Genomic DNA, 17,436 nt, shown 5'->3' on the forward strand with positions numbered 1-17,436 from the left:
AGTGACTTTTAAAAGCCTGCTTAAACTGTTGAAATCACTTCAAATTCATCTGAAAAGATCGACTAAATTCGCTATTTCGCGTAAGGTAGCGCTCCAATTGTGTCGCCACTCTAGGTGGACGTAACGCTTCCTTAAATAGCGGAAGGGCACCTAACCTACAAGATTTTTGGTAGTTTTCTACCCCGACTAAGAGCCCGATATGAATCTGAATTTCCTAGATTTTGAACAGCCCATCGCCGAGCTTGAAGGCAAGATTGAAGAATTGCAGCTGGTTGGCAATAGTTCAGATGTGAACATCGCTGATGAAGTCGCCAAATTGCGCGAAAAAAGTACCAAATTGACCGAAACCATTTATTCCAAGTTAACCGCTTGGGATGTAGTGAAAGTTGCGCGTCACCCCCATCGCCCTTATACATCAGATTACATCAGCCGCGTATTTACCGACTTTGATGAACTGCACGGCGACCGTCACTTTGGCGATGATCACGCGATTATCGGCGGTGTTGCGCGCTTAGATGGCAAGCCTGTCATGATAATTGGTGAAGAGAAAGGCCGTACCGTCAGTGAAAAAGTGATGCGTAATTTCGGTATGCCCAAACCAGAGGGCTATCGTAAGGCATTGCGTCTGATGCAAATGGCTGAGCGCTTTAAGTTACCTGTTATTACCCTTATAGACACCCCTGGAGCTTATCCGGGCATTGACTCAGAAGAGCGCGGTATTTCGGAAGCGATTGCGCAAAACCTTGCGGTAATGTCGCGTTTGCGCACACCCATTATCTGTACGGTAATTGGTGAAGGTTCTTCAGGTGGTGCTTTGGCGATAGGCGTGGGCGATCAGTTGAACATGCTGCAGTACTCAACCTACTTTGTTATTTCCCCAGAAGGTTGCGCCAATATTATTTGGAAAACCGTTGCTAAGGCACCGGAAGCGGCCCAAGCCATGGGTGTGACATCCAAGGTGCTGCAAGACTTAGGTATTGTGGATGAAACTATCCCAGAGCCTTTGGGTGGCGCACATCGCAATGTCGATGAAATGGCCAAAAAGCTGCGTGAGCGCTTGGTTTCTCAGGTAGATAAACTGAGCAGAGAACCTATGGATGCTCTCTTAGAGCGCCGCTATCAACGTTTGATGAGCTACGGGAACTGATTTTCCGAGACCGCATCCTAGTTGAACTCAAGTATTGCCCTAAAAACCGCTGCCATATCAGCGGTTTTTTTATGTTCTCAAAATGAAAAAGACGTTATCGAAAAGGGTTGTTGCGAAATATTTTTTGGAAAATATTCTGCTGTAGAGGTTCTTCTTTTAAAACTCTAAAGCCGATCGTTTTATCGCTGTAAGCCTGTGCTTCACCGGTTTGTGCATGACTAGCGATATGAGGTGCATCGTCCATAAAGGAGCCGCCGCGAATAGTACGCGTGGTGCACTGCAGGTTATCGCCAAGATTGTCCTCTGCGCAGTCTTCTACCCATTCCGCTACATTGCCCGCTGTGTCATACAATTCCCAGTCGTTAGGTGGATAACTGCCGACAACATCGGTGCTAGCGGAGAAAATACCGCTAAGTAGATTCTCCATTAGAGGTTTGCAGTCCCCTTGGCAGTTAGCGCGCCCTAAGGCATCTTGGGTGTTATTGCCCCACCAAAAACGCCCAGTAGTTTTGCCGCGCGCAGCGAATTCCCATTCCGCAGACCTCGGTAGACGGTAAGTTGTCCCTGTGGTTTTACTCAGCCAATTTACATAGGCCTGCGCATCATCCCAACTTACATTGATGACGGGACGCCTACCTCGGCCCCAGCCTTCATCGTTTGGTAGGTTGCGGTTAGTGGCTACCGCAAAATAATCGTATTCATCGAAGGTTACTTCAAATTGCCCAATGTAATAATTTTTGCGTAGGAATACCTTGGTCAAAGGCTTGTGCTCTGCTTGGCTGGCATCGCCCATGAGGAAGTTGGCGGCGGTGATGTAGATCAGCTCTGGTGTTAATAGGTCTTCTGCGCTCTTGGTTTTAGGTTGTAGTTTGATGTGAATATCTTGTCGGTCAGCATTGAGCGTGACCCAGTCGTTGTAGGTGCTATAGCCTGGGGCGCTAACTTTAACTTGGTAATTACCTGGCGTGAGTAATATGGCTGGTGAGTATTTTTCTTTGATATTTAAAATGCGAATACGGGCACTTAGGGGGTCTGCTTGAATGGTGAGCGGAAATTGTTTGGCCACTGGAAGCGCGCTGCTATTTTTGTCTGTTTTTTCTCTTGTGACTACGGCGGCTTTGGGTGCAGGTGCTGCCGGTATCCTTGATGGTTCTTTGCCAACCAGCGCTGCCCAATTGCCTCTGGTTGTATTTTGGCTTCCGCTAAAATTGGCGGCTGCGATGAGCGCGAGCAAACCCATAGTCACATAGACATAGAGTGAAGGACGCTGCCAAAAATGTTTTTTAGCTGGGACTTGAATTACAGAGGTGATCGCAGTTTGTGCATGGGTAAGCTGAGTGTTCGCCAGCGGCGTAATAACGGCTTCTGTAGCCTTTGTACCTGTATGTTTGTGAAACAGTCGCAGACTTCCACTTAATATGCTCATAGCGTAGCTGCGGCTGTCTTTTAGCAGCAATTGCAGGATTGCTTTGAATAACTGCAGGCTATGGTGATTGTGCTGGGAATCTCCTAATGGGTTGAGGTTGTCACCCAGCCGTTCCAAGGCGGTGATGAGTTCACGCGGCTGCTGAAAGCGTTTAGCGGGGTCTTTGGCAAGTAATTTATCCAGTATGGCTTGCCAGGCAAAGATGCGCAGAGGCAATGCAGGGGGCGCTTCTTGGATGTGTTTAATACCCAAGCTGAGTGAGTCTTCGGCGTGGAATAGTTTTTCACCCGTGAGCATTTCGTAGAGCACCACGCCCAAGCTGTATAAATCTGAACGGCCATCCGTTGTTTGCCCTTTGGCTTGCTCTGGGCTCATGTAGTAGGGTGTGCCTATAACGGCGCCGACCTGAGTCATAGTAGATTTGCGTTTGAGAGCGCGCGCTATACCAAAATCGGTGAGCACTGGTGTGTTGTCTGCGCGAAATAAAATATTCTCAGGTTTAATGTCTCGGTGTACATAGCCCTTGGCGTGAGCATGCTCTAGTGCGGCAGCTATACCTTTGGTAATTTGCAAGGCTTTGTCGGGCGAAATACCTGCTGAAATTTTTTGCTCGAGCGAACCCTCTGGCAAGTATTCCATGGAGATATAGTTAAAGCCCTCATGGCGGCCAATATCGTAAATGGGAATGATATTAGGCTGACTTAGTTGCCCAGTGATTTCCGCTTCGCGCTGAAAACGCTGATGAAACTCTGGGTCTTGATCGAGTGCGGGCTTCATGATTTTGAGTGCAACTGTGCGCCCAATGCTCAGCTGAATCGCCAAATAAACACTGGCCATGCCGCCGCTGTTAATTTTGCGAATGATTTTGTAGCCAGGGATTTGCATAGTCTAAAGTTCAGCCGGGTTTTAAAAATTAAAGTCAGGTAAAAACTTAAAAGTCAGCCAATAAATTTGATGTCATTTGTTGGCTTGTCGTTGTTGGCTTTTTTTGCGCCAATCTCATGAGGCCCGGGTGTGTAATAAGTGGTGTGCTGGGGCGAATAAGTATTCGTAAAAGACTAACTAGAGTGCAGGGTTTACACCTGCACTCTAGTTAGTCTATAGATACTTACTCCCACCTTTTAGCGCTTCTTGCTGGGTTTGATGAAGGCTTTGGTGGAAGGTTTAGTACCTTTCCCACCATTCGGCTTTGCTGTAAATGTCTTAGCTGCTGAGTGAGTAGCAGATTTTGCCGCAGTGGCTTTCGATCCATTGGCTTCTGTGTTGAATTTTTTTGCGCTTTCAAACTTATCGCCAAAAGCTTTAGCCGCGGGCGCTTTCTTGGTTTTGTACGCGGGTGTATTGGGTTTTTGCCCTACGCGTGCTTGTGGGCTCGCCGTGCGCGCCTGTGGGTTAGCACCGCGTGGCTTGCTGCCGCGATTAGCAGTACCAGCGCGTTCACCCGCAGTTTCAGCGGGAATTAACGCCGAGGCGCTGGAGCCAATTAAATGACCTTTGCGCATTTTGGTGAGTGCTTCGCGAATAATCGGCCAGTTGGCTTTATCGTGATAGCGCAGCAAAGCTTTGTGCAAACGGCGCTGTTCCAAACCGCGTGGAATGGTGATCTTCCCACTCTTGTAGGTAAGCTTTTTAAGCGGGTTGCGCTCGCTCACATACATGGCCGTTGCCAGCGACATGGGCGATGGGTAAAAGGTTTGCACTTGATCCACTTCGAAATTATTTTTCTTGAGCCAGAGCGCCATGTTAAGCATGTCTTCATCGCGCGTGCCTGGATGGGCGGCGATAAAGTAGGGAATTAAAAACTGCTCTTTGCCCGCTTCTTTCGAGAACTTATCAAACATGCGTTTGAATTCGTAGTAGCTGCTCATTTTGGGCTTCATCATTTGCGCGAGCGGGCCGTCTTCGGTGTGCTCGGGGGCAATTTTTAAATAGCCGCCCACATGGTGCGTGACTAATTCTCTTACATATTCTGGGTCCAGTACCGCCAAGTCGTAGCGCAGCCCAGAAGCTACCGACACCCGCTTAACACCGCGCACATTGCGCACCGCACGATAGAGCGCGGTGGTGTGCTTGTGGTCGGTAATCAGGTTTTTACAAATAGTGGGGTAGACGCAGGACAAGCGGCGGCATTTGGATAGCGTAGGCATGTCTTTGCAGGTGAGGCGATACATATTCGCCGTAGGGCCGCCTAAGTCGGAAATATGGCCAGTAAAGCCTGGCACTTTTTCGCGGATGTCTTCGATCTCACGCAGAATAGATTCCTGCGAGCGGCTTTGAATAATGCGCCCTTCATGTTCGGTGATCGAGCAAAAGGTACAGCCGCCAAAGCAGCCGCGCATGATATTCACCGAGGTTTTAATCATTTCGTAGGCGGGAATTTTTGCCTTGCCATAACTGGGGTGGGGCACGCGTTGATAGGGCAGGTCAAACACGCCATCCAGCTCATCGGTTTCCAGCGGAATGGGCGGTGGGTTTACCCAGATTTCGCGGTTCTCGTGCTTTTGCACCAGCGGGCGCGCGTTGTAAGGGTTGGCTTCTTGGTGCAAAACGCGCGAGGCGTGGGCGTACAAAATCGAATCATTGCGCACCTTGTCGAAGGCGGGCAGGCGCACATACACCTTGTCTTCATCCAACAGGTCGCTGCGGTTTTGTAGCGGCATGGGGATAATGCGAATCGGCTGTGGCTCGTTGGGGTCGAAAGCTTTTTCGCTCTCCATACCCTGCGCGGGGCAGCCTTGGGTTTGCACTTGGCCGGGGTTTAACTCGGCAATCTGCGCCGCCATTTTATCGGGGTCTAACTGGCGCATGCCTACTTGTGAGTTATTGCTGTCGGTGTTGGCTATATCCACTACCGACTTGGGATTGTGTTGGTATTCGTAGGGATTGGGTAGCTTGTCGATATTGCCCGGCCAGTCGATGCGCGTGGAGTCAATTTCGGTCCAGCCAGCGGGCGCTTCTTTTTTGATTACCACGGTGCCGCGAATCGAATCCAAATCCTTAATGGAGCGGCCTTTGGCCAACTCATGGGCTATTTCGGCGATAGCGCGCTCGGCATTGCCGTAGAGCAGAATGTCACCAGTGGCGTCTATCAATACCGAGCGGCGTACTTCATTGCTCCAGTAGTCGTACTGGGCGATACGGCGCAGGCTGGCTTCAATACCGCCCAGAACAATCGGCACATCTTTGTAGGCTTCTTTGCAGCGCTGGCTGTATACCGTCACTGCGCGGTCAGGGCGACTGCCGCCCATGCCGCCGGGGGTATAGGCATCGTCAGAGCGCATGCGTAAATCGGCAGTGTAACGGTTAATCATGGAATCCATATTGCCGGCGCTGATACCGAAAAACAGATTGGGCTTGCCGAGCTCTTTAAAAGGCTCAGCGCTGCGCCAATCCGGCTGGGCGATAATGCCCACGCGAAACCCTTGGGACTCCAAAAAGCGCCCTATGACCGCCATACCAAAACTCGGGTGATCCACATAGGCATCGCCACACACAATAATAATGTCGCAGCTATCCCAGCCCAAGGTATCCATCTCGGCGCGCGTCATCGGCAAAAAAGGCGCGGGCAGGTAGGTTTCAGCCCAATAGCGGGTGTAGGAAAAGAGGTTTTTGGCGTGAGTATTCATGGCGGTAAGGGCACTACAGAGAAATAGGCGGCCATTGTCCCAGAAACCCGCTTGCCTATACAGCCTTAAACGCATCGGCTAGGCTAATTAAAGGTAAAGCTTCGGCTAAAAACCTGTTCCTGTTCCCCAGTAAAAGTTCTTTTGAGCGGGAATTAGCTAGGCAAAAATGCAAACAGAGGCGACTTTTCGCCTCTAAACATCTATGTAGAGTTGTAAAAGGGCCGCTATCTGATTAGTGTCAGCTAGTACTTCTTCCGTCCCAAGCAAAAGCAGAATAACAATCGAGGTTTCCATGGTGTACAGCAAATCCAATCGTGCGAGTGACCAACTTGAAACCAATGGTGCCAATCTGCAAAAAGGCGCTGCGCAGTTTGTGGATAATCGCGCTAGCAGTACTGCCCAGCTTCGGTTGCAGGGGCTTATGAATGCTAGTCCACAGGCGACAGCACAGCGAAAGCAGCAAGACTCAATGCAATCTTTGACGGCACAGCCAATAGCACTTCAACGCGTAGAAAATGAAGAGTTGCTGCAGGGCAAGTTTGCGATAGCGCAATGCATGGAGGATGAGGAGTTGTTGCAAGGTAAATTTGCGACTACCCAACTTATGGAAGATGAAGAATTACTACAAGGTAAATTTGAAACAGCTCAGCGTGTGGAAGACGAAGAGTTACTGCAAGGTAAGTTTGAAACCGCCCAGCTTATGGAAGAAGACGAGCTTCAAGCTAAGTTTGTAACTGCGCAGCGTATGGAGGAAGAGGAACCTCTGCAGGGAAAGTTTGAGGCCTTGCAACGAATGGAAGATGAAGAGCTCTTACAGGGCAAATTCGCTGTAGACCTTGCTCCGCAAGTCACTGCGCAGTTAGCCGGAAAGCCCAATAATACTGGCTTACCCAACCAACTTAAAGCCGGTATCGAATCCCTCTCCGGTATGAGTATGGATCACGTTAAGGTTCACTATAACTCCGATAAGCCCGCGCAACTCAATGCCCACGCCTATGCGCAGGGCAGCGACATTCATGTCGCTGCAGGGCAGGAGCAACATTTACCCCACGAAGCTTGGCATGTTGTGCAGCAGGCACAAGGTAGAGTGAAGCCCACAATGCAAATGAAGGCGGGAGTGCCGGTCAATGACGACGTGGGTTTGGAGACTGAGGCGGATGTGATGGGTGCAAAGGCAGTTGCCCAGGGTAAGACGCAGGTTGATTCGGCAAAAAATAAAATACTCGATGCAGGTGTCATTGCGCAGCCAATCGCACAAATGCTTATTGACCCTATATCTGAAGAACATAAAAAAAAACAACATCAAAAAGCTAAAAGAAAGACCTTTAGTGAAAGTCAATTGTTGAGTAACCAAATAAGGTTGGCTATGAATCAGGCTGAGCATCAGGAGGTGAGCGCCAGAGAAAAGCTAGCTGAACATTTTATTTTCAGAGAGAGCAGCGAAATCAAAAATGCTGTAGCCGATATCCTTGCTGCGTTGGTCAGTGTAAAAAGGGAAATTGATAATATTCAAAAAATGGCACCAACAACGGGATTGCCTTGGGATGCGGGCGTTAGTGAAACAAAAAGCTATTATTATAAGTGGGAGCGTGAACGTAAGCTTGGCGTGCTTTTTTTAGATAGTGGCTTGTCAGACCTGCAGGATTCATTTGCAGATGAAAATACAGGTGTCGATCAACTGCGTGATAATTCCCCCGATTTTTTTGCTTTTCTTGTGAGAGGTGGAAAACTAACTATTAAAGGAAATGCGCGAGTCTTTGGTGGCAACAATGCGGGAGAGGCGTATTACTTCAATGAATCAGATGATTGGACTGTACACCTGCACCGAAACTACTCGGGAGAAGTCAATACAGCCCATTACAAGCACATCGATAATGAGGGTGACTTGGGTTATAACGCGATAAATAGAGTTAGTAACGTCTCACTTGTTCGTTTAGGTATTAACCTAGCGAAATAAAGCTAGGGGCCTCTAAAAAATTAGCTTGCTCTGACATCGTTAAATTTGTTCCGCGTGACACTGGATCGCAATGCATTGTTTACTGCGCTAGATAAATCCCTTGCCGTCATAGAGTTTGATCCTATTGGAACGATATTGAACGCCAATGACAATTTTTTAAAAACTGTTAATTATCAGCTTGCTGATGTAGTAGGCAAGCATCATCGAATATTTTGTACTGATCTTTTCTATCGTAATAACCCCAACTTTTGGTCCTATTTGGCAGCGGGCAATTTTCAATCGGGACAATTTGAGCGTAAAACGTCGACGGGGGATCCTATCTGGCTAGAGGCAACCTATAACCCCATATTTGATGTCAATGGCAAGGTTTACAAAGTAATTAAGTTTGCGAGCAATATTACCGAGCGGGTTAAAACGGGTCGCAGTGCGGTAGAAGCCGCTGCGTCCACATCGGAAGAAACGTCGCAAATTACCACCAATGCGCGCCAAGTGTTAGAGGAGGCAATTGCAACCTCAAATCAAATCTCTGCGAAGATAAACCAGGCTGCGCAAGTAACCCATGAGCTAAACAATCAATCGCAAAGCATCAGTGAAATAGTGTCGACCATTCGCGCCATTGCCGAGCAAACCAATTTACTTGCGCTCAATGCCGCGATTGAAGCAGCGCGTGCTGGCGATCAGGGGCGCGGCTTTGCAGTGGTCGCCGATGAGGTGCGCAAATTAGCCGCTAGAACTAGCGAGGCAACGGCAGAAATAGCCAGTGTGGTAGGTGCCAACCACGCCTTAATACAATCCATTCGCGAGCAGATGGAGCAAGTTAGTAGTATTTCAGGGCAGGGGCAGGAAAAAATTGTGGAGGTATCCACTGGCATGAAAGAGATAGAGCAGGGTGTCGAAAACTTTGCCAGAGTTGTTCATGAGCTGGTAAATAATTAAGTTTTTGTTTCATCGTAAAATCTACACAGTGCGGGATGAGTTTCTTTCTGTATGGGGGCGAACGGTAGTATTGCAGGGACCCCCTGTTAGTTGATTCAGCTTTCCCGCTGTCCTAATTGTGCAAATGAATAATGGCTATTTGTTTAACCTCTGTACCAAATCTTCATAACCCCCTTCATTAACCGCATGTTTAAAACCCATCGCCTGCAGAGTTTGTTGTGCTACGCCGGAGCGATGGCCGGAGCGGCAGTAGAGGTGGATGCTGGCGCCTTTATCGCTCGTCACTTCTCCAATACGCGCGCTTATTTCTTCATAGGGTATGTGTGCGGCTCCCTGCAGGTGACCGGCGTTAAATTCGTTAGCGGTGCGAACATCAATCCAAAATTGCGTTGTCATGGTGAAGCTTATCCTGAGTCAATTGGGCGGGGGGCGTTTGGAATAGTGTATAGGGCTTAGTATAGGTTTTAAGCTTGCTCAAAAACAACAACGCCCGCAATGCGGGCGTTGTCGGTTGGGCTTGTTGTTTTGTTAAATCAGTTCGGCGCTAAACACTGGCGAGCAAGCGATCATATTTGCGGCTGAGCATGTCGTAAAACTGATCGCGCACTTGGGTGATTTGTGACTTGAGTGCGGTGATTTGCTCCGGCGTAATGTCTTTGCGGCAAACGTAAACCTGTTTGCGGTAAACCGCGATTTTGGCACCGTAGAGGCGCAAGCTACGCTCAAGATTTTTTTCACCTAGCATCAACAGTTTCGATTCTGCACCCGCCAAACGTTTGAACTCCTGAACCAGTTCGTTATTGACGCTATCCAGCTCTTCACGGCGAGCTGCGGGCCAGCGGTCGCCCATTTGAATGGATTCAACCACAAGGGATGAGTATTTGGAGAAAATATGAGTAACTGTGCCGACTTGGCTGGAGACTTCCTCCAAAATCACAATGCGGCGGTTTTCGCGGGATGTTAACTGCTGGCTGGAGGCGCTGCGGCGCAGAATAAACCAAGCGCTGAGCGCTGCGATCAAGGCGCCTAAGCCGATTTTGAGGGGAGTGTCAGTTAATTGTAAAAAGGTTGCTAAATCCATGGTGATCAGCCTCTGCGTCAGAAAAATGTCGGGGTGTTGCGTTATGACAGAGGTTTTGCAAGTTTTAGGCCATGCCGAGTAGCTATCTACAGTTTGGTGGCTGCGGTGTACATGATGATGTTTATCGTGGTGGTTTTTGCCGCAAGGGCTGCAGTAACCCCTCTAATCCATTAAGTTTGATTTCATACAATAGGGCGAGTTGCTGTCCGAGTTTACCCTTGGGGAAGCCTTGTCCTGCCATCCAGACTACATAATGTTCCGGTACATCCACCAGCATGCGTCCTGCATACTTACCATAGGGCATGGGGGTGTTGGCGAGGTCTTTGATCAGTTGCGGGTCGAAGGGGAATTCCATGGGTAATGTGTCACTCATGTTAGCCTCCCGCCAATTTTACGACGAAGCCACGTTTTTCTAATTCGGCTTTGAGTTTGTCGCGCTGGTCGCCTTGAATTTCTATCACGCCATCTTTGAGTGAACCGCCCACACCGCAGAGTACCTTGAGGGCTTTGGCGAGGTCTTTTAGTTTCGCATCATCGAGTGGTATGCCGCTAATGGTGGTAACGCCCTTGCCATTGCGCCCAGCAGTTTCGCGGCGAATGCGTACTATGCCATCGCCGTTGGGAATCCTGGTGGTGGGTTTGTCTTCTTTAATGCGGCCAGTGTCGGTGGAATAGACTAAGCGGCTGTTTTTGTCTTTGCTCATAAGTGCCTCTTTGATTGCTGGTGCGCATCATAAACCCTGAGCTTATTAGTTCAAGCCTCGTGGATCTATATCTAACGAGGTTGAATGTTAAGGGCGTTGAAGGTGATAGCTTGCTGGTAGAATGCGCCCACTTTTTACTATTCGAGAATAACGCCATGAATATTGAAGGCCAATGGGCGCCCGCGTGGCAGCCACTGGTAGATGCTTTTGCTGCTAATTTTGAGCAGGGCGAGGAGGGAGCTGGGGTTGCGCTCTATCAGCGCGGTGAGATGGTGGTGAGTATTTGGGCTGGGCAGCGCAGTAATCGTTTAGCCGATACAGCCCAAGCGCCCTGGACGGAAGATACCTTGGTGAATGTGTTTTCGGCGGGGAAGGGTTTGGTTGCACTCTGTGTATTGCAGCTGGTTGCGGCGGGTAAGTTGGATTTGGATGCGCCTGTTGCGCACTATTGGCCAGAGTTTACGCAAACGTCTATAAGTGTGCGCCAGGTGTTGTGTCACAGGTCAGGCATGTCAGCGTTTAAGCAGCAAATTCCCAGCGATCAAATCTTTGACTGGGCTCTCATGACGCACGCCGTCGCCACTGAGTCGCCGTGGTGGGAGCCAAATTCAGCGCAGGGCTATTCGCCCTTTATGTTTGGTTGGATATTGGGTGAGCTGGTGAGGCGTATTAGCGGTTGCGATAGTTTTAACGATTACTTCCAAACACATGTCGCTAAGCCGCTGGGCGTACATTGCCATTTTGGTGTGCCTGATACCTTAATTGCGTCGATTGCAGATACTGGCCCGTTAAAGCGTACGGTGAATGTGTCTAGCGCGAGTGAAGGTGCCGACAGTGTTGCCCTTGGAAAGCTTATGAAAGCAGATCCGCGCGGCGTTACTAATCGCGCCTTTGTGAACCCGCTCAGCCTTATGACCTCAACCAATAGCCTCGCGTGGCGTAAAGCGCAGATTCCAGCCGCTAACGCTCACAGTAATGCCAATGCGTTAGCGCGTATTTACGGTGGCTTAGCCTGCGCGGAAGAGACCTTGTTGCCTAGGAGTAGTTTGGCTCTCGCATGGCAGCAACAAACCTTTGAGCGCGACCGAACCTTAGGTTTGCCACTGCGTTTTAGCCACGGCTTTATGCTGTCCCAAGCGCAGCGCCCCGACTGTCGCTATGGGCGTGGTGAACGCAGTTTTGGGCACCCAGGTGCAGGCGGCTCTCTGGGTTTTGCTGACCCTGATTATGGGCTCGGTTTTGGCTATGTGACGGCCCGTATGGGGCAGAGTTTATTGATTGATGAGCGTGCGGTGCGTTTGATTGACGCGGCCTACGCTATTTTGGAGCAGACACAATGAATGATATTGAAGACCAGCTAATCGACCTACAGACTCGTCTCGCGTATCAAGAGGATACGATTGCGCAGTTGAATGATGTCATCACTAAACAGGATGCCGATATTGTGAGCCTTACTCAGCAGATGCGTATTATCGCCAAGCGCTTTGATGACTTGCAGTATGCGCAAAGCGAGGGGGGCGAAGAGACTGGTAATGAGCGTCCGCCTCATTATTAGATGTGTATTGATCTTTAAGACAGAGCTGGGCAGAGGTGATAATTTAGATTTATCACCTCTGCGTGGCGCCAAAATCATCAGTAAAGTTTTTTTAGCTGTTTAAATTCTTAATAGATTCGCCGCATCGAAATTCTTGACTAGACTTGAGAGTCAGGGATCTCTTTTTGGTGAGAGCAGTTCAGAATTTATGCAGCGTTCAAGTTCAACCGACAATTCATCTAATACTTTACTCACTGCCATCCCCCGCGATGCGGGCTTGTCTATGGTGGAGCTAGTTGCATGGAATTTAGACGTCAATACTGAAAAGCTTTCTTTTATCCCCCATCCTGATGCTGTACATCCTATCGCTTTCACCGATGTCTGCAACCTCAATGCACTTTTGGCGCTTATGCCGCCAACGGATAAATACTTATTTCAGCAAACCTTCTCTGCACCGCAGGAAGTGCCTGGTGCGCCAGAGTTGCGCAGTTGCGAGGTGCGATTACTGGGTAGTTGGGGTGAGTTATGCCTGCGCTTTTCGGGGCAATTACGCTCTGTAGACAATGAGCTGGTTTATGACGGTGTCGCAATCAATGCACAGCATTGGCTTGCAGCGAGTAATCATGACAATTTCTTAGGGTATTTTTCTCAGGCATTTGGCGAAAGTCTTATCCCCAGTTTTGTAACCGATACTCAAGGCGTTATATTGCAGTTAAATCGTGCTCTGGAACAGATGTTCCTCATGTCGCCGGAGCAAGCTGAGGCAACGATAGGCCGCTATTCAATTTTGCGCGATAAATATTTCAGAGCCCATGCGGCGAAGTTAAAAGAGTTAGTGGCGGTTTACCAACAGGGCCGTACCCATAGCGTTGAAATGCATTATTCCCTCGGCAATATTTATCGCAGCCGCTTTATTGGCAATAAAAAACTGTATTTCCGTTTAAGTTTTTTGCCACTGCGTGACCGCGCTGGCTGCGCTGTGCAATTTTTAGTGCAGTTGCAAGACTTGTCACAGGAAAAAAATGTACGCGATGCGCTGCAGGAGAGCGAGGCTAGCTATAAAGCATTTATCACCAACAGCTCAGAAGCTATTTGGTGTTACGACATTGAGCCCAAGGTGAGTGTCAACGCGGAGTTGGAAATTCAAGTAAAACAAATTGCGGAGCATGCGCGCTTAATTGAAGCTAATACGGTCATGTTGTCTATGCTCGGGGCGACGTCGCTTGATGAAGTCTTGGGGCTGGGTTTAACCGAGAGTGGTTCAAGCCACTATGTGTTTGATTTGCACCATTTTGTCAATCACCATTACCAAATGGTTGATCATGACATAGTGCGTAAAGATCAAAGTGGTAAGTCCTTCTATTTTCAAATTTCTTGCACCGGCATAGTTGAAGATGGCTATTTGAAGCGCGTGTGGGGCACCACCAAAGATGTAACCACACGCCGACGTTTTGAGGAAAAACTGCAGCACCAGTCACTTCATGATGCGCTCACGGGGCTCCCCAATCGCGAAAAACTTTATTTGGATATGGAGGAATGTTTTCAGCAGCGTAACGCTGAGCAAATTAGCGCGCTACTGTTGATTGACCTAGATAGATTTAAAGAGATTAACGACACCCTTGGCCACAATGTGGGCGATAGGCTCTTGCAGTTAATTGGCCCGAGGTTAGCGCTGGAAATGGCAGAGGTGCCGGGGACGGTTGCACGTTTAGGCGGTGATGAATTTGCTGTGTTCCTGCCACGTATTCGCAGCACTCATCAGGCAGTTGTCTTTGGTCATAGAATTTTGGATGCCTTGGCGCAAGAGTTTGATCTTGATGGTTTTTGTACGCAGATAACGGCGAGTATTGGTATTTCTTTGGCGCCGCAACAGGCGCTCGATTTTCATGCCCTCATGCGCTATGCCGATATCGCCATGTATCACGCTAAAACCCGCATGATTGGCCTGTCGATTTACAGTTCGGATTATGATCCCCACTCGCCTAAACGCTTGGCGATGATCGGTGAGTTGGGGCGAGCTATTCGCGAAGACCAGCTATGCCTCTATTATCAGCCCAAAGTGCTTTTGGATGAGCAGCGCTGTTTTGGCTTTGAAGCCTTAATCCGCTGGATACACCCTGAACTTGGGTTTGTGCCACCGGACGATTTCATTCCCATTGCGGAGTTGACCAGCTTGATTCATCCACTGACGGCGTGGGTGTTGGAGAAGAGTATTGCCCAGTGTCGCAGTTGGCAGGATCAGGGCTTGGCATTGAGCATTGCGGTAAACCTATCGGCGCGCAACTTGATGGATGAAAATATGCCTAAGTTGGTGGAGCGTCTACTCAATAAATATGAGGTGGCGCCGTCGCGTTTAGAGTTGGAAATTACGGAAAGCGCGATTATGTCTGACCCTAATCGCGCCATGCGCGTTTTGGAGTCTTTACACAATTTGGGGGTGCATTTAGCGATTGATGATTTTGGGACGGGCTATTCATCACTTGCCTATCTAAAACGTCTTCCCGTGCAAACCTTAAAAATTGACAACTCTTTTGTGCGCAACATGTTGGAAGATTTACAAGATGAGTTAATCGTAAACTCCACCATCAATCTTGCGCATAACCTTGGCCTTACTGTAGTGGCTGAGGGCGTAGAGAATGAAGCTTTACTTGAGCGCTTGAAATCCATGGGCTGCGATGAGGCTCAGGGCTATTTTATCGGGCGCCCTATGGCGATTAATAATGCTGATGAGTGGTTAGTAGCTTCAGGCTGGATGAAATCCGAGGTCTAAAACCTCGGGTTTCAGTGCTTGGCGTGTTAATTGGTGGGATGGAGCTGACTCTCAATACTTAAAATGTACGATCTTGCATTTGCGCTTCTACATACTTCAAACGCTCTTCTAAAATAGCTGTTTTATAGCTATTGTCCTTGGTTAATTTAAGTGCATTGCGCAGTTGAATTTGTGCGCGGTCATAAACGCCATTCAAAATAAAATACTCTGCGCGCGCCTCATGCACGCCTAAAATGTTACCCGCCAAACCGTTCACTTCTGCCAACAAATACCATACGTAATCATCATTGCTACGCTTGCGCGAATAGAGGTCGAGAATCCGTGCGCACTCTGCATAGCTGCCGGCTTTCATGAGGGCTTCTGCATGGCGAATTATCAAGGGATAAGAGTCGGGGTGCAGCTTAAGTTGCGCCTCTAATATATCGAGTGCAGTTTTATAGCGCTCGCCTGCAATTTCAATATCTGCGCGCATGATTTGATAGGTAATGCGGCTGGGGTCTTCCTTGAGTAGCGGAGCCAGTGCTGCCCGTGCTTCCGCAATTTGGCCAGAATTGGCGAGTGCCAAACTCAGTCCATAGCGACTAGCGCTGGGCGAGCTATTTTCGCGTGCGAGTTCACTGGCAAACATTTTTGCGGCTACTTGTGGTGTCTCTTCGCCTGCCACTCTCACTCGAGTGCGCATAAGTTGAAATTCGAGATTGTCGACATAATCTTTGTGTTCGTAGTGCTGGGCGCGGTTACGAGCATCGGCAACACGGCTTTCGCTAATAGGGTGTGTGAGCAAATATTCGGGCGGGCGACGATTAAGTCGATTGGCGCGCATCATTTCTTCAAACATATCCGACGCTGCATAGGGGTCCAGGCCAGCTTCTACCATGGTTTGCATGCCGATTCGGTCGGCTTCCTGCTCGTTTTGGCGACTAAAACTCAAGCGTGCCGCCTGAGTAGCTGCTTGAGTGCCCATAATGGCGGCCATGCCCGCGTCGCCGTTGCTATTCGCCGCGAGCACTAATCCTGCTAGCATGCCGGCCAGCATAGGCATCATCATGTTTTTTTCTTTTTCAAGCTGACGGGCATAGTGACGCTGACTCAAATGGCCCATTTCATGGCTTAGTACGGCGGCTAATTGGTTTTCGGTCTTGGCGTAATTCAATAGACCCGTATGTATACCGATAATGCCGCCAGGCACAGCGAAAGCATTCAGTGTTGAGTTCTCCGCAACCACTAAATCTATGTGTTTATTGTTGAGTTGACTATAAGGCAGGAGGCGATCGAATAGCTGCTCAAGGTAATCGATGATCAGCGGATCAGAAGACGTAAGCACCTGACTGCGATAGAATCGCAGCCACTTTTGCCCTAGGATGCGCTCTTGCACCGGTGAGATGGTCGTGGAGCTGGTGTCGCCCAAGGTGGGTAATTCTATTTCTGCATGGCTAAGCGAACTGCTGGCCATAAGACTGAGCGCCAGATAGAACCCTATGCCTACGGCTTTGAGTGGTTGAAGGGCACGACTGCAGTAGACAATTGCACGAGAGGAAGGCACGGTGTGTATTTGCTCCTGAAATAGTAGATATGTTGGCGCTAGCAAACAGCTCAATAGGCAGTGAGTAAGGTGCCTGTAAATTAACGCGCACTCTAGCCTTTTTGATCGCGAAAGACTAGGTTGGCACACTGCATAGCGGTTATGCATAACAACATAAGTCCGACCCCAGATATGATCCCAGGTTCTATTTTTATATTCAGCACCTCTGTGCTGACAATGGAAAGCCACTGATCATTCACCACTGAGGTGGGTTTAAACGAGGTATGTTTTGAACGATAGCACTCAACCGCTTGAGCCTCTGGCCTTGCCCGATTGTTTCACCGTACCTGTAGCGCTGGAGTTAGATGCACGCGGTTTGACCTGTCCATTGCCACTATTGAAGGCGAAACAGGCTCTGCGCAATTTGACGGCGGGCGATATTTTGCGGGTGCTCGCAACTGATGCGGGCTCTCTGCGTGATTTTGGTAGCTATGCACAGCTGAGTGGTCAGACGTTGTTGGCTGCTGTTGAGCATGATCAGGTTTTTTGTTATTTACTCAAAAAGTAGTTTTTGCGTTGACATGCGTTGTTTTCACAAAACATGAATTTTAAGCTTATCGTATGTGATGTGTTTTGGCTCAATGTAGCCAGCACGGTTACAAGGCGATGTAAAATTGACAACTGCTACAACAATCAAGAGCACAACAAACAGGTTGGGCACTTGAGATCAAGG

Annotated in this window: 13 protein-coding genes and 2 pseudogenes; 8 read left to right on the top strand and 7 right to left on the bottom strand. The window is 49.0% G+C overall.

The features are described 5' to 3' along the window. The first annotated feature begins 199 nt into the window (after positions 1-199). Positions 200-1,147 (top strand): acetyl-CoA carboxylase carboxyltransferase subunit alpha, encoded by a 948-nt coding sequence (locus tag AC0KUT_RS07625; protein WP_488834836.1) that lies wholly within the window; start codon positions 200-202, stop codon positions 1,145-1,147. A gap of 94 nt (positions 1,148-1,241) precedes the next feature. Here AC0KUT_RS07625 and AC0KUT_RS07630 read toward each other — a convergent pair whose 3' ends face one another. Together AC0KUT_RS07630 and AC0KUT_RS07635 are read right to left on the bottom strand one after the other, a co-directional pair. Continuing rightward, positions 1,242-3,458, bottom strand: coding sequence for a protein kinase domain-containing protein (locus AC0KUT_RS07630; protein ID WP_488834837.1), 2,217 nt, complete (start codon positions 3,456-3,458; stop codon positions 1,242-1,244). A 236-nt stretch (positions 3,459-3,694) separates the two neighbouring features. Further along, complete coding sequence (locus AC0KUT_RS07635) at positions 3,695-6,199, bottom strand: YgiQ family radical SAM protein (protein ID WP_488835676.1); 2,505 nt, start codon at positions 6,197-6,199, stop codon at positions 3,695-3,697. 292 nt (positions 6,200-6,491) lie between these two features. Here AC0KUT_RS07635 and AC0KUT_RS07640 point away from each other — a divergent pair, with 292 nt between their 5' ends. The 3 genes and pseudogenes from AC0KUT_RS07640 to AC0KUT_RS07650 all read left to right on the top strand — a co-directional run. Further along, complete coding sequence (locus tag AC0KUT_RS07640; RefSeq protein WP_488834839.1) at positions 6,492-8,156, top strand: eCIS core domain-containing protein; 1,665 nt, start codon at positions 6,492-6,494, stop codon at positions 8,154-8,156. 54 nt (positions 8,157-8,210) lie between these two features. Further along, positions 8,211-8,513: pseudogene (locus tag AC0KUT_RS07645) on the top strand (PAS domain-containing protein); the annotation flags it as partial. Positions 8,514-8,720: 207 nt separating this feature from the next. Continuing rightward, positions 8,721-9,092 (top strand): annotated as a pseudogene (locus tag AC0KUT_RS07650) (methyl-accepting chemotaxis protein); the annotation flags it as partial. 135 nt (positions 9,093-9,227) lie between these two features. On the opposite strand, the gene AC0KUT_RS07655 reads toward AC0KUT_RS07650, so the two are convergent. The 4 genes from AC0KUT_RS07655 to yciH form a co-directional block, all read right to left on the bottom strand. Further along, the gene (locus tag AC0KUT_RS07655) at positions 9,228-9,488 is read right to left on the bottom strand and encodes a rhodanese-like domain-containing protein (RefSeq protein ID WP_488834840.1); all 261 of its coding nucleotides are present in this window, start codon (positions 9,486-9,488) and stop codon (positions 9,228-9,230) included. Positions 9,489-9,636: 148 nt separating this feature from the next. Continuing rightward, the gene (locus AC0KUT_RS07660) at positions 9,637-10,173 is read right to left on the bottom strand and encodes an energy transducer TonB (protein ID WP_488834842.1); all 537 of its coding nucleotides are present in this window, start codon (positions 10,171-10,173) and stop codon (positions 9,637-9,639) included. A 121-nt stretch (positions 10,174-10,294) separates the two neighbouring features. Further along, positions 10,295-10,546: a DUF3820 family protein gene (locus AC0KUT_RS07665; RefSeq protein ID WP_488834844.1), complete on the bottom strand. Its 252-nt coding sequence runs from the start codon at positions 10,544-10,546 to the stop codon at positions 10,295-10,297. A 1-nt stretch (position 10,547) separates the two neighbouring features. Then, the gene (gene yciH / locus AC0KUT_RS07670; RefSeq protein ID WP_488834846.1) at positions 10,548-10,877 is read right to left on the bottom strand and encodes a stress response translation initiation inhibitor YciH; all 330 of its coding nucleotides are present in this window, start codon (positions 10,875-10,877) and stop codon (positions 10,548-10,550) included. 155 nt (positions 10,878-11,032) lie between these two features. Here yciH and AC0KUT_RS07675 point away from each other — a divergent pair, with 155 nt between their 5' ends. From AC0KUT_RS07675 to AC0KUT_RS07685, 3 genes are all read left to right on the top strand, one after another. Next, positions 11,033-12,217 (top strand): serine hydrolase domain-containing protein, encoded by a 1,185-nt coding sequence (locus AC0KUT_RS07675; RefSeq protein WP_488834847.1) that lies wholly within the window; start codon positions 11,033-11,035, stop codon positions 12,215-12,217. Then, complete coding sequence (locus AC0KUT_RS07680; RefSeq protein WP_488834849.1) at positions 12,214-12,432, top strand: SlyX family protein; 219 nt, start codon at positions 12,214-12,216, stop codon at positions 12,430-12,432. The genes AC0KUT_RS07675 and AC0KUT_RS07680 overlap by 4 nt, the downstream gene beginning before the upstream one ends. Before the next feature lie 187 nt (positions 12,433-12,619). Next, positions 12,620-15,181, top strand: coding sequence for a putative bifunctional diguanylate cyclase/phosphodiesterase (locus AC0KUT_RS07685; protein ID WP_488834850.1), 2,562 nt, complete (start codon positions 12,620-12,622; stop codon positions 15,179-15,181). Positions 15,182-15,239: 58 nt separating this feature from the next. Here AC0KUT_RS07685 and AC0KUT_RS07690 read toward each other — a convergent pair whose 3' ends face one another. After that, positions 15,240-16,724 (bottom strand): M48 family metalloprotease, encoded by a 1,485-nt coding sequence (locus AC0KUT_RS07690; protein WP_488834851.1) that lies wholly within the window; start codon positions 16,722-16,724, stop codon positions 15,240-15,242. 268 nt (positions 16,725-16,992) lie between these two features. On the opposite strand from AC0KUT_RS07690, the gene AC0KUT_RS07695 reads away from it, so the two are divergent. After that, positions 16,993-17,271: a sulfurtransferase TusA family protein gene (locus AC0KUT_RS07695; protein ID WP_488834852.1), complete on the top strand. Its 279-nt coding sequence runs from the start codon at positions 16,993-16,995 to the stop codon at positions 17,269-17,271. Positions 17,272-17,436: the final 165 nt, after the last annotated feature.

Source organism: Cellvibrio sp. 25HG11W-0 (assembly GCF_057815475.1).

Excerpts from the sequence above, each read along its gene's own strand:
- AC0KUT_RS07665 (WP_488834844.1), bottom strand. The coding sequence starts at position 10,546 with ATGAGTGACACATTACCCATGGAATTCCCCTTCGACCCGCAACTGATC.
- AC0KUT_RS07660 (WP_488834842.1), bottom strand. The coding sequence starts at position 10,173 with ATGGATTTAGCAACCTTTTTACAATTAACTGACACTCCCCTCAAAATC.
- AC0KUT_RS07685 (WP_488834850.1), top strand. The coding sequence starts at position 12,620 with ATGCAGCGTTCAAGTTCAACCGACAATTCATCTAATACTTTACTCACT.
- AC0KUT_RS07630 (WP_488834837.1), bottom strand. The coding sequence starts at position 3,458 with ATGCAAATCCCTGGCTACAAAATCATTCGCAAAATTAACAGCGGCGGC.
- AC0KUT_RS07625 (WP_488834836.1), top strand. The coding sequence starts at position 200 with ATGAATCTGAATTTCCTAGATTTTGAACAGCCCATCGCCGAGCTTGAA.
- AC0KUT_RS07680 (WP_488834849.1), top strand. The coding sequence starts at position 12,214 with ATGAATGATATTGAAGACCAGCTAATCGACCTACAGACTCGTCTCGCG.
- AC0KUT_RS07635 (WP_488835676.1), bottom strand. The coding sequence starts at position 6,199 with ATGAATACTCACGCCAAAAACCTCTTTTCCTACACCCGCTATTGGGCT.
- yciH (WP_488834846.1), bottom strand. The coding sequence starts at position 10,877 with ATGAGCAAAGACAAAAACAGCCGCTTAGTCTATTCCACCGACACTGGC.
- AC0KUT_RS07655 (WP_488834840.1), bottom strand. The coding sequence starts at position 9,488 with ATGACAACGCAATTTTGGATTGATGTTCGCACCGCTAACGAATTTAAC.
- AC0KUT_RS07640 (WP_488834839.1), top strand. The coding sequence starts at position 6,492 with ATGGTGTACAGCAAATCCAATCGTGCGAGTGACCAACTTGAAACCAAT.
- AC0KUT_RS07675 (WP_488834847.1), top strand. The coding sequence starts at position 11,033 with ATGAATATTGAAGGCCAATGGGCGCCCGCGTGGCAGCCACTGGTAGAT.